11 protein-coding genes are annotated in these 12,867 nt (G+C 70.4%); 2 read left to right on the forward strand and 9 right to left on the reverse strand.

The genetic code is table 11. The features are described from left to right. The first annotated feature begins 21 nt into the window (after positions 1 to 21). Both FQ142_RS15210 and FQ142_RS15215 read left to right on the forward strand, forming a co-directional pair. Positions 22 to 1,377 carry a hypothetical protein gene (locus FQ142_RS15210; RefSeq protein WP_149423963.1) on the forward strand — a complete coding sequence of 452 codons (1,356 nt, stop codon included), beginning with the start codon at positions 22 to 24 and terminating at the stop codon, positions 1,375 to 1,377. Then, entirely contained in the window at positions 1,374 to 3,038 is a 1,665-nt protein-coding gene (locus FQ142_RS15215; protein ID WP_149423964.1) for an FHA domain-containing protein, read from the forward strand. Before FQ142_RS15210 ends, FQ142_RS15215 begins: the two co-directional genes overlap by 4 nt. A 202-nt stretch (positions 3,039 to 3,240) precedes the next feature. Here the strand turns inward: FQ142_RS15215 and FQ142_RS15220 are convergent, their stop codons facing one another. From FQ142_RS15220 to eccB, 9 genes are all read right to left on the reverse strand, one after another. Beyond that, entirely contained in the window at positions 3,241 to 4,623 is a 1,383-nt protein-coding gene (locus FQ142_RS15220; protein WP_149423965.1) for a hypothetical protein, read from the reverse strand. Positions 4,624 to 4,634: 11 nt separating this feature from the next. After that, positions 4,635 to 5,000 (reverse strand): hypothetical protein, encoded by a 366-nt coding sequence (locus tag FQ142_RS15225; RefSeq protein WP_149423966.1) that lies wholly within the window; start codon positions 4,998 to 5,000, stop codon positions 4,635 to 4,637. 131 nt (positions 5,001 to 5,131) lie between these two features. Beyond that, positions 5,132 to 5,926 (reverse strand): DUF2510 domain-containing protein, encoded by a 795-nt coding sequence (locus tag FQ142_RS15230; RefSeq protein WP_149423967.1) that lies wholly within the window; start codon positions 5,924 to 5,926, stop codon positions 5,132 to 5,134. Between the two features lie 109 nt (positions 5,927 to 6,035). Beyond that, on the reverse strand, positions 6,036 to 6,797 hold the full coding sequence (locus tag FQ142_RS15235) for a hypothetical protein (RefSeq protein WP_149423968.1): 762 nt from the start codon (positions 6,795 to 6,797) through the stop codon (positions 6,036 to 6,038). After that, positions 6,794 to 7,657 carry a hypothetical protein gene (locus FQ142_RS15240; RefSeq protein ID WP_056413297.1) on the reverse strand — a complete coding sequence of 288 codons (864 nt, stop codon included), beginning with the start codon at positions 7,655 to 7,657 and terminating at the stop codon, positions 6,794 to 6,796. The genes FQ142_RS15235 and FQ142_RS15240 overlap by 4 nt, the downstream gene beginning before the upstream one ends. Before the next feature lie 33 nt (positions 7,658 to 7,690). Next, positions 7,691 to 9,403 carry a type VII secretion target gene (locus FQ142_RS15245; RefSeq protein ID WP_149423969.1) on the reverse strand — a complete coding sequence of 571 codons (1,713 nt, stop codon included), beginning with the start codon at positions 9,401 to 9,403 and terminating at the stop codon, positions 7,691 to 7,693. Between the two features lie 16 nt (positions 9,404 to 9,419). After that, on the reverse strand, positions 9,420 to 10,163 hold the full coding sequence (locus FQ142_RS15250; RefSeq protein WP_149423970.1) for a hypothetical protein: 744 nt from the start codon (positions 10,161 to 10,163) through the stop codon (positions 9,420 to 9,422). A 98-nt stretch (positions 10,164 to 10,261) separates the two neighbouring features. Then, the gene (locus FQ142_RS15255) at positions 10,262 to 11,551 is read right to left on the reverse strand and encodes a S8 family serine peptidase (protein WP_149423971.1); all 1,290 of its coding nucleotides are present in this window, start codon (positions 11,549 to 11,551) and stop codon (positions 10,262 to 10,264) included. After that, positions 11,551 to 12,867 (reverse strand): type VII secretion protein EccB, encoded by a 1,317-nt coding sequence (gene eccB, locus FQ142_RS15260; protein WP_149423972.1) that lies wholly within the window; start codon positions 12,865 to 12,867, stop codon positions 11,551 to 11,553. Before eccB ends, FQ142_RS15255 begins: the two co-directional genes overlap by 1 nt.

The following is a 12,867-nucleotide window of genomic DNA, read 5'->3' on the forward strand; positions in this document are numbered from 1 at the left end:
TCGGAACATCGAGAGGCGGGGATGTCAGCGAAGACGATACGCCTCACCGTAGCTGATGCGAACGGGCGCAATGACCTGGTCGTCCCCGCCGATTCGACGGTCGCCGAACTGCTCACCGTCGGCGGTGTCGACCTGCGACGCTACGTCGGCACGACCACCTCCGGGGCGGCGATCGACCTCGACAGCGAAGTGTCGGTGATCCCCGGCGACGGCGGCGTGATCTGGCTGTTCGACCGCACTGCGACGGCGTCGGCCGACGGCTCCGACACGTCCGCGAAGGATGCGGCGTCCGCGGGGCAACCGCGCAGGAACACCCTGCTGCTCGCCCTGCTGCTCGCGATCACCATCGTGCTCGTGTCGTGCGCGGTGATCATGCCCACCACGACCGTCGTCTCGGTGGCGACGGTGCTGCTGCTCGTCGGCGCGCTGACGCTGCTGGCCCAGCCGGTACGAGACTCCACCGTCTACGTCGCATTCGTCGCGCCCGTGCTCGGCGGTGCCGCCGGCGCGGTCGCCCTCTCGGTGTTCCACGACACCGGCGCGATGATGGCCGCGGGTTTCGTGATGGGGGCGACGATCGCCTGCGTGCGTCACGCGCAGGCGCTGATGCGCGGACGGCTGGCCGCGGCGACCACCGCGGTGATCGCGGTGATGTGGTCGGTGCTCGCAGTGCTGAACGCCGCCGCGTTCCTCGCCGGTGTCCCCGCCGTGGTGATCACGGCCGTGCAGGTCGCCTGCGCCGTGCCGGTGTTCCACTTCATCCGGGCCGCCGCCCTCGACGTCGACGCGAGCGAGCTCATCGACACGCCCTACGTCATCCGCGACGCGCAGGGTCTTCGGCAGACGCCTCCGCGGGAGCCCTCCCCCGTCGGCGCCGACACCGCACGTCGACAGTTCCAGCTCGCTCGCCGCAGATCCGAGGCCGGGATCGTCATCGCCTGCGCACTCGCCCTGCTGTCGACGATCTACACGGTGGTGGTCACGGCGACGTCGATCGACACCTCCGGGCCCTCGGTCGAGACGTGGTGCGTCCTCGGCGGAGCGCTGGGCGTCGGATGCTACTTCCTGCTCACCGCACGGATGCTGCGCGACGGGGTCGCCCGTGCGGCTGCGCTCGTCACAGGCACCGTCGTCGCCGTGACCTCTGCGGCGGCCCTGGTGATCGCCCTGCAGCTGAGCGCCCTGCTGGTCGCCGCCGTCGTGATCATCGCCGGCGCCATCGTCGCATCCCTGACCGTGCCGCTGGCTCGGGATTGGCGTTCCCTCGGCTGGTCCCGCACCGGTGACATCGTCGAGGGCCTGTTCCTCGCCCTGGCCCCCGCGGCGCTGCTGTACGGCTCCGGCATCGCTGGGCAGATCCTGGAGGTCTTCTCATGACCATCGCCCCTCCCGCCTCGCGGCTGCGGCCACCGGCGTCGCCCGTCCGCACGGCTGCGCCGGGTGTGCGCGCCACCGCGGGTCAGCGCGCCGGCGCCTATCTGATCGACATCGGAATCATCGCGGTCATCGCGACGCTCGTCTGGGTGCTCACCGGATCGCTCGTGCTCGTCGCCGTGACCGTGGTCGAGCTCTGGGCCATCGGCTGGGTGTGGGAGGGCCACACCGGGGCGACGCCCGGAAACCTGATCTGCGGCCTGCGCACCGTGCAGCGCGACAAGGATGCGAGCGTCGGTGCGCGCGGCCTGTTCCTGCGCAACCTGGTGATGGGCCTCGCGCACGTGATCCCCGTCCTGCTGCCCGTGGGCCTCGCAGCTGCAGGGGTTCTCGACGGCCTGGGGCGCGCCCGCGTCATCGATGTGCGCAAGACCCGCAGCGCCGCGACGGACGGCATGTTCATCGCGCCGGATCTCGAGGCCAGGGTCACCGGGCCCGATTCGGCAGCAGGGGTCATCACGGCCGCGCCGGGGGTCATCAGCCAGACGCCGTTGTCGCCGTCGCAGCCCGTCGTCGCGGCACCGGTCGCCGACCCCGTCGATGCCGGCAGCGTGGCCGTGTTCGAGCTCTCGGACGGCACCGTGATCGAGGCGACCGGCCTCGGCTACATCGGTCGCGCGCCGCGTGCCCCGGAGACCATTCCCGACGCGATCCTCGTACGTGTGCCCGACGGTACCCGCTCGCTGTCGCGCACCCACGCCGCCTTCGGCGTGGAGGACGGGAAGCTGTGGGTGCAGGACCTGGGCTCGGCGAACGGTGCGGCGGTGCGGCACCTCGGCGGCAGCGAGACCGAGCTGAGCGCGCACAACCCGTACTTCCTCGTGCCGGGCGACGTGCTGGTGCTCGGCGGCGACGCGGAGCTCGCGTATCGCCGAGTGGCCGGACGCGGCGCCCGACCGTCCGCACTCCCCTCGACACCCGCGACACCCGTGACCGAGGGGCCGGCCACGCCGAGTGAGCCTGCGGTGCCGACACCCGCGGTCGTGGCGCCCGCTGTCGTGACGCCGGCTGTCGTGACGCCGGCTGTCGAATCGACGCCCCTGGGATCTCCTTCCCCCGCCGTCGTGGATGCGGTGCCGGCCGCGGAATCGGCACCGCCCGTGACCCAGGCGCCTGCAGAGAGGCCCACGACGCGATCGGCCGCGCGCCTGACGCAGGCAGGCGCTCCGGCCTCCCAGGCGCCCGCGACTCCGGCCGCCGCCGCCGCTGTTCCGCCTGCGCCGACCGATGCGCAGCCGACCGCATCCCCCGTGCCCTCCGAGGCTCCGCAGGCGGTCGTCGCCCTGCAGTTCACCGACGGCACGACCGTGCCGATCACCGGGCTGGGGTACATCGGTCGCGCCCCGCGTGTGCCCGAAGGGGAGCATGCCGAGGCCGTGCTCGTCGCAGTGCCCGATGGAGACCGCTCGGTGTCGCGCACCCACGGTCGCTTCGGGGTGGTCGACGGTCAGCCGTGGTTCGAGGACCTCGGCTCGGGCAACGGCTCGTCGCTGCGCACGGCCGACGGCCGGTCGGGGCCGATGACTCCGCACCAGCGATTCGGGCTGACATCGGGCATGACCCTGCAGGTCGGCGACTGCCTGATCCAGATCGTCGCGGTCTGACGACGACGGCATCCACTTCCGTTCGGACAGCTCGCGCTCGCGTGGACGGGTCCGCTCACGCACCAATGGATCCGCTCACGCACCAACGGGTCCGCTCACGCGCTGACGGGTCCGCTCACGCGCTGATACGAGAAAAGCCGCTCGCCCCAAAGGGTGAGCGGCTTTCTCTGTAGGACGTGAGGCCCCGGTCGAGAGTTCTTCGTTACCAGCCGAGCTCTTCGCGTCCGTCGGACGCCGAGCGGCCGGCAGCGCCAGCGGCGCCGAGATCGGGAGCGATCTGGTCGTCATCCGGTTCGACCTCGAAGGCGAGGAGGTCCTGTCCGCGGCGGCGGTTGCGCTTGTCGCTGCCGCCCCCGGCTCCGCCGCCGGCGGCCGCTCCGCCGACCATGCCACCGCGTCCGCCGTTCGCGGCACCCGACTGGGCGACGACGCCGCTCGCGCCTGCACCCGTCCCGGTACCGCCGACGCCACCCACTCCGCCGACTCCGCCGACTCCACCGACGCCGCCGATGAGCCCGCCGCCAGCGCCGAGACGTCCGGCGAGGCCCGCGGCCGCGCCGCCGACGACGCCACCGCCGACGAGGCCTCCTGCGCCGCCGACCGACCCGGAGGTTCCGCCGCCACCGCCACCGCCACCGCTCGTGCCGCCGACCCCACCGGTGAGGCCCGATCCGCCGCCGCCGCCGGTCACGCCGTCGGTGCCGCCGTCGACCCGCGGGGTGTCATCTCCCCCCGTGCCGTCAGGGTCCGGCCACGTCCGGTCGGGAGGCAGCGGGGGATACACCGGGGGCTCGACCGGCGGGTACACGCGCGGCGGCTCGATGACGCGAGGAGGATCGATCTTCGAGTCGTCGTCCCCGTCACCGTCTCCGTCTCCGTCTCCGTCGTTCCCTCCGTTGTCGTCGATGCCGGGGCCGACGATGCCGGGGCCCTCGTAGTCTCCGCCGCCGCCCGAGCCCCCACCCGAACCGCCACCGGGGTAGCCCACCGGGGTGTTGCCGCCGGGGCCGTCGTGATCCATGGGATCGTCCGCCGGCGGCGTCTCGTCGTACTCGCTCGTCGGCATGCCGTCGATGATCTCCTGCAGGCGCGTATCGAGAGCCTCGTTCATCTTGCGCGCCTGCTCCTCCTGCGCGGCAGCGGCCTGATCGAGGTAGTACTGCTGGGCCTGAGCGGGGGTCATCGTGACTCCGGGCCGCACCTGCACAGGGCTGTCGGTCTGCGTCGCCATGTCGATGGTGCTCTGCTGCGCCGGCGACAGACCCGCGTCGGGGATTCCGTCGATACCGCCTGCCGTGGTGTCGAGGGCGTCGTTCGCCTTGTCGATCGCCACGTTCAGCGCCTTCTGGTACTCGACGAAGTCCGCCAGGCTCGCGTGGATCTGCGTGAGCTTGCTCTCGATCCGCTCTCCGAGGTCTCCCTCGAAGCCTGTCGTCCGCGCCGCCCTCCGGACGCCCGCCGATACGGCCCCGGCGGTCTGCGTCGCGACGGAGCGCTGCACGGTCTGCGCGATTCGAGCCGCGCTGCCGATGAAGCTGGACCTGTTCGCCTGCAGACGCCCCAGGCGTTCCATGTGCTGTCCCATGACTTCTCCTCTCAGACCGCGATCGTCTTGCTCAGGCCCGAAGGACCTTCGGCGCGGTGGAGCAGCGTCCGGAAGTTCTGCTTCGACGTCTCGTCGAGCTCGGTGGTCTCCTCGATCGCCTTCAGCAGGTTCTTCGCCGCCTCATCGAGATCGAGTCGGATCGCTTCGTACCACTTGAGCGCCGCATCGTACTTCGACCTCAGAGCGGCAGCGAGTGCGATCGACTTGCCGTCGTCGGTCCACAGCGTGGCATTCTGGCTTTCGCCCAGCTTCTGCAGCAGCTCGCGCGACTCCTCGAGCGTCGCGATCGCCTTCTCGACGAGCTTCGCCTGTGCTTCGGCGGTCTGCGGGTCCATCTTGAATGGAACTGTTTTCACGGACATTGTTGGCGCCCCCTCCGACTATCCTGCGCACGATGATATTAGCCCGACAACGACGCCGGAGCCATGGGGAGATGTCCCCATGGCTCCGGCGCACGGCACGGATCCCGCCCCTGCCGGGCGCCCGTTTAGAAGGCGCCTTCGCCGTTCGGGTCGCAGAAGAGGACCGCGTCGGTGATCGCCTTCTCCGCCGAGGCGCGCTCGGCCTCGAGCGGTTCTCCTCCGCTGATCACTGCGGACAGCGTCTCGTCCGACATATCCGATGCGTAGAGCTGCTCTCCCATGCACGGGTAGAAGTCCGGCATGTCGTCGTAGTTCGTCATTCCCTCGCCCTGGAACGTCTTCTGCACCTCGGCGGCGATCTGCTCTGCCGAAGGCCGCTCACTGACGGGCGGTGACGAGGGGGAAGGCTCCGACGACGGCTGCGCGCTGATGCTCGGTGTGGGAGGAGCGACGGTGGGAGTCATCGGACCCGTCGGTCCCACGAGGGCGGCCGCGACGATCACCAGAGTCACGACCGTGCCGATCACCCCGCCGATCACCGAGAGGACCATGCCCACGATCGACGGCCACTTCGCCGTGTTCTTCTTGAACACCCCGACCAGCGACACGACGAACGCCGCGATCAGCACCACCACGCCGACGACGAACGTCACCGGAATGCAGGCGAGGACCGTGCCGAGCACGGCCAGCCCGAGACCGACGAATCCCAGCACCGGCGCGACCCGGTCAGGCGATGAGGGCTGCCCCGTCGTGGCCGCCGCGTAGCCGGTCGCGCTCGGCGCGGACGGCCCGGTCGGAGGCTGATCAGCAGCGGAGGTGCCGCCACCCTGCTCGGGCGCGACGTGCTCGCTCCACTTCTCGCCGTCCCACCATCTCTGACGCCCAGAACCGTCGTCGTACCATCCAGCCGGCATACTCATCTGCGCACCCTCCTCGTCATCACGGCGACCGCCGTGCGAGCAACCATCCTACGCACGCCACCCTGCCCGTTCGCGCCGTGTCGGATCGCGACGCGACGCGACGCGATGATCAGGATCCCACGCCCACCAGCGCGTCCTGCGCGATGAACGCGTCGAGCAGCTCGAGGTCGTCGGCTGTGACGATGCGCGCGCCCACCGCATGCTCGACGAGACGCGAACGCGCCGAATCCGGCAGTCGCCCCTCCGCGTCGCGCTGCAGGCCTCGGATGCCACGTCGGGAGAACTTGTCGCACAGACTGCTCACACGACGTTCGAGCTTCTCGAACGACCAGCGCAGCCGATGCGCCACCTGGTCGAGATCGGGCAGCTCTGCCGCGCCTGGGACGTTCAGCCGCAGCATCGGCTCGGCGAGAGCCGTCAGCAGGATGCGCTGCATCGGCGAGAGCAGATCAGCGACGCCCGCACCGCCCGACGGCTGAGACCACAGCGTCGAGACCTCGTAGAACGGCGACTCGGCGGTCAACGAGAACTCGTAGGTCGTGGATCCGGCGGTGAACATCACGACCGTGGTCGCGAACACCAGCGGCATCGACGCTCCCGGCGCCAGCCACGACTGCGCCATCCCGTCGGCCGACGCCACGGATGCCGTGAGCCCCGACCCGACGTTCGTCAGTCGCCAGATGCCCTCGCGCTGCTCGATCTCGAGAAAGCGCCGATGCACGTACTGGTTCTCATCGAACGACAGGTCGGCACTGCGGCCCAGGACGAAGGTGCTCCCCGCGGGGATCTCCTCGCGTCGATCGCCGAACTGCAGCACCAGTGCACCGCCCACCGCGGCGCCCCCCGACCCTCCCGCGTCCACCACGGTCATGCTGCCGTGTGACGGGGCCACGCCCCACCGGGGAACGCGCTGACGGCGCCGAGCTCGGCCGTCACCTGGGTCATGAAGTCGGCAGCAGCCTGGTTGGCCGTCAGGATGATGTTCACGAGGCCGATGACATCGGCGATGAACGCCAGCACTTCGACGATGATCGTCGCGACACCGCCCGGCGCCCCGAACACCGAGACGATCTCGGCGATGCCGAGGGCGACGCCGATCGCCGTGGTGATGGCCGCGATCGAGAAGGCGACCCAGAAGTCGACGATCGCGTCGGCGAACGTGTTCAGCTGCTCGTCGATCATCGTGCACTTGGCGTAGATGCTGTCGGACGCCGGGTTCTGCAGTTCCACCCGTGCCGCATAGGCATTGTGCGCCGCACCCTCCCAGTGCCCCGTGCTCGGGAGCGCCGAGAGGACGACCGTCGAGGTCGCGACGGTGGCCGGGGTGCCCACGTTCTGAACCCAGCTCACACCGGTCTGACGCAGCGTGGTGGGGCTGCCGACATAGGCGAAGATCTCGGTGGTCCGCTGGATCGCCTCGTTGACCTTCTCGAACATCCGCTGGATCAGCTGGTTGATCCGGTCGATCAGATCGCCGATGAACGGAATGTGGCTTGCGAGCTCGAGGACGCCGTTGATGATGCCGATGACCGAGTCCGCGCCGTCGACGAACTCCTGGAACTTCGAGCGCGAGCGTTCGACGTCGCCGGCGTTGTCGCGACCGCCGTGGCTTCCGGACGAGCCGTGGCTTCCGGAGGGGCCGTGGCTTCCGGACGGACCGGGCGACGAGTTGCCGCTGGGAGCGTCAGGGCGTGGGCGGGGCGGGGACGGAGGAGAGGGGAACCTAGCCATGATGTCGTCTTCTTCCAGTCGTGAGGTCGGGGATCAGCTGTTCAGCCGGGTCTGCCAGGACGGTGTCGGTTGCGGCTGGGATTCGGCGCGGACACCATCCGCGTCGAATTCCTTCAGGATCGAGGGACCGCCGTCGCCATCGATCACGGGAGTCGGCGCGTCACCGCCGATGCCGTCGACCACGGAAGTCTCGGTGCCATCCACGGCCTCGGTACCGTCCGTGCCCTCGGTCACGCCGTCGCCGTCCGTGCCGTCGGTGCCATCCGTGACTCCGGCGCCATCCGTGACGCCGGCACCATCGGTACCATCCGTGCCATCTGTGACTCCTGCACCATCGGTACCATCCGTGACTCCGGCGCCATCGGTGCCGTCGACGCTGCCGTCGGTCGTCGGCGTCGAGCTGTCTCCGCCCGTCTCCGAGCCTCCGTCGGTGATCACGTCGGAGTCGACCTGCGACCCGGTGCCTGCGGAGTCGGTGCCCGCGGCTTCGTCACGAAGCTGCGCGGCCTGGTCGCGCAGGTCGGCTGCCTTGTCGCGCAGCTCTGCAGCGTCCTCGCGCGCATCGGTCATCTCTTCCATGGCCTCGTCGCGGGTGTCCTCGAGCGTCTCGATCTGCTCGCGGATCTCCGCGGCCTCCGCCCGCTGGGCTGCCGCATCGGCGCGGATGCCGGCCGATTCGGAGCGACTCTGCAGCGCTCCGGCCGAGTCGCCGGCCTGCTCCTGCTGCGTCGCCTTGAGATCGAGCTCGGTCGCCCGACGCTCGCCGTCCGTGGCGCTGCGGTCGAGCTCCGCAGCCCGGTCCTCGAGCGCGTCGATCTGCTTGTCGATCGTCTCGACCTGCTCCTGAGCCTTCTCGGCGTGCTGATCGGCCTGATCGGCCTGCCGGTCGAGCGCGTCGGCACGACCGTCGATCCTGTCGGCCTTGGCATCCGCCTCGGCACGGGCCTCGTCGTCGCCGGTCTCACCGTCGGTGTCGCCGTCGACTCGCGGGTCGTCGATCTGCGGGTTCTCGCCGCCACCGCCGCCGACGCTTCCGCCGCCGCCGGTTCCGCCGCCTGAGCCCCCGCCCGTTCCGCCGCCCGAGCTGGCACCGTCTCCGCCACTCGAACCGCCGTTGGTCGACGGCACCTCGGTGCTGTCATTGGGCTGATGGTTCGCGGCCTCTTCCGCCTCGTTGTCGTCGTACGCCGTGGCGGTGAGCCTCAGCGAGTCGGCGAAACCGGTCAGAGCTGCGGGTGCCGTGCCCAGCAGCTGCGCCATGGTCGCCTGGAACGTGTTGTACGCCGCCGACGCCTGGCCCCCGATGAACGAGAAGGCGGATGCCGGGATGGTCAGCCCCTGCGCTGCAGAGGTGATGCTGCCGTACGAGCCCGCGGCGGACTCGAAGGCGCTCGCGTCCTTGCGCAGGTACTCCGTCTCGACGTCGACCTCGCCCTCGGCGCCGAACGACGACGCGCTCGGCTGCGGGGGCGGCTCGGGCAGGATCGATTCGCCCGGGGTGTCGTCGAGCGGAGCGGCCGTCGTCGGCTGCTGAATTCCGCCTCCCGTGGTGACCCCTCCCCCGCTCCCGCCGCCGAACAGGTTGTTCCCCGCGCTGAACATCTCATCGAGCGGAGTGCTGGCGTCGATGACGTTGCCGACGGCACCGATGACGTCACCGTCGGCGACGTTGCCCGCGAAATCGACGATCTCGTCGACCGGGTTGACGGCGTCCACGACGTCGCCCACTGCATCCAGAAATCCCATTGTCGTTCTCCCTGACTCAGCGGATGGCGCCCATGCGGCGCATCAGTTCTTGGGGGTTGTGCGCGAGCTGCATGAGCTGCTCGATCGCGGGGAACCCCTCGTACTTGTTCTCACGTTCGCGTGCCGACATGGCCATGACGTTGTTCAGCGCGCGCACGACCTCTTTCTCGATCACCTCGTCGTTCGTGTTGCGCACCCAGCGCTCGTCGACCTTGACCGCGGTGATGGTGTCTCCCTCGCGGGTGACCATGATCGTCTTCGCGGCGTTGACGCCGTCTCGCTCCTGACGCGCGCGCTGCGCACGATGGGCCAGAAAGTCCTGCTGCTGCGCGTCGGCCGCGGCGTACATGTCGCGCAGCTGCTCCCGCGCATCGATACCCCATGACACGCTCGGGTCGCCGAGCTGCACCGGGGCGGGTTCCGGCAGCGGAGCTGCCTCACCCTGATCGGCGGTCTCGGAATAGGCCTTCATCCACTGACCCGCCCGCTGTCCGATCGCGTCCTGGTAGCACGTGCTGATGACGAGTCCGAGCGCCTCCTCGCCGATGGTGTCGCGCCAGTCCTCATCGAGTGCGAGGGACTGCACCGCGCCGTTCGCCGCGAGTGTGAGTGTGACGGCGCCGGCGTCATCCTTGACGGTGACCGGGGCCAGCTGCTCCGACGCCGACGCGAGCGAGCGCAGCTCGTGCTGCAGTTCACCCGCCGTCTGGCGCAGTTCCGCCATGAGGCGATTGGCATCCGCCATATCCATGCTGACCATGCGCTCCTCTTCCGTAGACCTTTGACCTTGACCTCATACTACGAAGCGAGGCGTCGCGACCATAGGGGGAGAAGTCCCCATAGCGTCGCGCTCGGCGCTCACATCGCGGTGCTGCGGGCCCGTCCTCGCGCCAGCAGAAGCATGATCGCCGAGACCGTCGCGGCCCCGCCGAGCGCCCATCCGACGATCGCCCGGGCGGGGTCGAGCGGATCGGCGTCCGGCTCGATCGAGATCGTCCTGGTGACCTCGGGTTCCGGCTCCCCCGCCGGATGCGCCGGGGACGGCGGGCCGGGCAGCGTGCCGTCGTCGACCAGGGCCAGCGCCTCGGCCGGGCGCACCTCGCCCCACCCGACCGTGTCGGTGGGCTCGGTCGGCGCGACGCGCATCGCCGACTGCAGCAGACGGAACGCCCACTGATCGGGGGTCTCGTCGGGGTAACGCGCGGCGACGAGAGCCGCAGCACCCGAGATCACGGCCGTCGCGTAGCTCGACGATGCGGAGTCGCCGTTGAACACGCAGTCGCCGCCCGAGATGTATGCCGAGGGCATCGACTGCCCGGGGGCGGCGATGTCGACGTGGGCTCCGGAGTACGACGAGTCCGGATCCCACGTGCCGTCCTTCAGCACCGCCGAGACGGCGAGCGCTCCGGTCAGCTCCCCCGGGTAGAAGTGCTCCGGATCGGGACGGTTCGCATTCGCGGTGTTGCGGTTTCCCGCGCTCGCGATCACCAGGGCCCCGCGCGCATGGGCGTAGGAGACGGCGCCCGCGTAGAGATCGGCGGATTGGTCGTCGGAGAGCGACACGTTGATGATCTGCGCACCGTGATCGGCGGCCCAGCGGATGCCGGCCGTCACGGACGCCGCCGACGGCCCGGCGATGTCCCGGGAAGACTGCCCGTCCTCCGGCGCGGCCTCGAACGCCCGGACGGGCATGATCCGCGCCTCGGGCGCGATGCCGACCACCCCCGATCCCTCCACCCGCCGCGCGGCGATGAGGCCGGCGATCGCGGTGCCGTGGCCGAACAGATCGTCATCGGCGGGGGCCGTGCCGTCGCCGAACGTGCTCGCGCCCGGCACGAGGGCGCCCGAGAGGTGCGCGTTGCCCGCCTCGACGCCGGAGTCGACGACGGCGACCGTGACGCCCCGCCCGCGGCTCAGCGTCCATGCGGCTTCGAGACCCAGTCGGTCGACGAGGTAGCTCGCTCCCGAGACCAAGACGCGGTCGCCAGGGGTGCACTGCTCCCCCGCATCGATCGACGGCGTCGAGGTCGATGCTGCGGCCGTCGGCATCGATGCCATCGCCGCACCCGGCGCACCGAGGGCCCCCGACCCCAGCAACGCGGCCACGCCGAGCGCCGCGGCTGCTCTCCGCACGGTGCGCAGACCCATCAGCCGCCCTGCCCCGACGTCCTCTGCGCGATCGTCCGGCTGAGGGTGGGGCCCTGCTCGAGCAGCTGCGTCCAGGCGGCGGGGACGGTGAGCGAGCTCTCGGTCGAATACCCGAGCAGAGCGAGGTCCTCAGCCGTCTCCACGGGGAAGTAGACGCCGGACTCGGCGACGAAGCCGTAGGTGGCCCCCTCGCCGCTCGAGCGGGCCGTGATCGCCGCACCCGCACCCGGGGTCACGCTCGTTCCGAGCTCGGCGTCATCGGGAGTGGCCGTCACCGACACCACGGGGCCGTCGGCGCTCGGCGTCATCTGCAGGCAGGCCGTCTCTCCCCCGTCCGTCGACGACGACGAGACGGTCCGCGGCCAGTCGGCCGGGATCGCGTCGGAGTTCACGTCGACGAGGTCGGTCGCCTCGGCGACCGTCATCACGACCGGCTCCATGCCCACGTAGGCGGTGAGGAGCTGCCGGGCGAACGGCGTCGCCGGAACCAGCCGACCGTCGCCGTCGGCGATGTACTCGTTGACGACGTCGCCGTCGGACTGCGTCTGCACGGCCTGGCCCACGACGAGACCGGCGGCGCCGGCGTTCTCTCCGAGCTCCGCGCCGAGGTTCACCTCGAGCGGCGACCCCGGCGTGACCAGATTCAGCCACAGGGCCGAGACCGTCGGCACGGAGTCGACATCGTCGATCCCGAGGAACACGCTCGCCACGACCGCGACGTTATCGTCGCTGACGGCATAGCGCTTGTCCCCCTCGACGAACCAGTAGTCCTCGTCGTCGTCCTTCACGAGGGCCGCCTGGTCGGCTGCTCCGACCGGGTCGTCGAGCAGCCGCGTCGAGATCTCGAGCGGGCTGTCGCTCGCGACGCAGCTGAGCCACGCCCCCTCGTACTGACGGTCGGGGGCGGGCAGGTAGTCGGGTGCTCCGTCGATGCCCACCGGAGAGGGGTCGCGGCTGATGCCGTCGAGCTTGTCGGCCGGCACCGAGGTGATCTTCGCCGAGCCCACGAGCAGTCGGGCGCTCGCGAGGTTCTTCACCGGGTAGAGCGTGCCGTCGAGAGCCACGTAGCGGGATCCCTCACCCTGCACGACGATGATCGCGCCCTTCTGCCAGTCCTTCGGCAGACTTCCGGTGAAGGTGCCAATCAGCAGCGAGACGATGATGGTCAGGATTCCGAGGGCGACGCTGACGACGACGCCGCGCAGCGGCTTGCCCGGGGCGAGTTCACGCCCGCCGGGCGCACCGCTGACGAACGCGCGCTGAAGACGGCGACGGTTGAAGGCCTGCGCCTGCAGCAGCTCTGACTTGGATGCCAT

The sequence above is a fragment of the Microbacterium sp. ANT_H45B genome (assembly GCF_008369345.1).
GTDB lineage: Bacteria > Actinomycetota > Actinomycetes > Actinomycetales > Microbacteriaceae > Microbacterium.

Coding starts and splice junctions, on each gene's coding strand:
- FQ142_RS15210 (WP_149423963.1), top strand. CDS start 22: ATGTCAGCGAAGACGATACGCCTCACCGTAGCTGATGCGAACGGGCGC.
- FQ142_RS15220 (WP_149423965.1), bottom strand. CDS start 4,623: ATGGGACAGCACATGGAACGCCTGGGGCGTCTGCAGGCGAACAGGTCC.
- FQ142_RS15235 (WP_149423968.1), bottom strand. CDS start 6,797: ATGACCGTGGTGGACGCGGGAGGGTCGGGGGGCGCCGCGGTGGGCGGT.
- eccB (WP_149423972.1), bottom strand. CDS start 12,867: ATGGCATCCAAGTCAGAGCTGCTGCAGGCGCAGGCCTTCAACCGTCGC.
- FQ142_RS15250 (WP_149423970.1), bottom strand. CDS start 10,163: ATGGTCAGCATGGATATGGCGGATGCCAATCGCCTCATGGCGGAACTG.
- FQ142_RS15245 (WP_149423969.1), bottom strand. CDS start 9,403: ATGGGATTTCTGGATGCAGTGGGCGACGTCGTGGACGCCGTCAACCCG.
- FQ142_RS15240 (WP_056413297.1), bottom strand. CDS start 7,657: ATGGCTAGGTTCCCCTCTCCTCCGTCCCCGCCCCGCCCACGCCCTGAC.
- FQ142_RS15230 (WP_149423967.1), bottom strand. CDS start 5,926: ATGAGTATGCCGGCTGGATGGTACGACGACGGTTCTGGGCGTCAGAGA.
- FQ142_RS15215 (WP_149423964.1), top strand. CDS start 1,374: ATGACCATCGCCCCTCCCGCCTCGCGGCTGCGGCCACCGGCGTCGCCC.
- FQ142_RS15255 (WP_149423971.1), bottom strand. CDS start 11,551: ATGGGTCTGCGCACCGTGCGGAGAGCAGCCGCGGCGCTCGGCGTGGCC.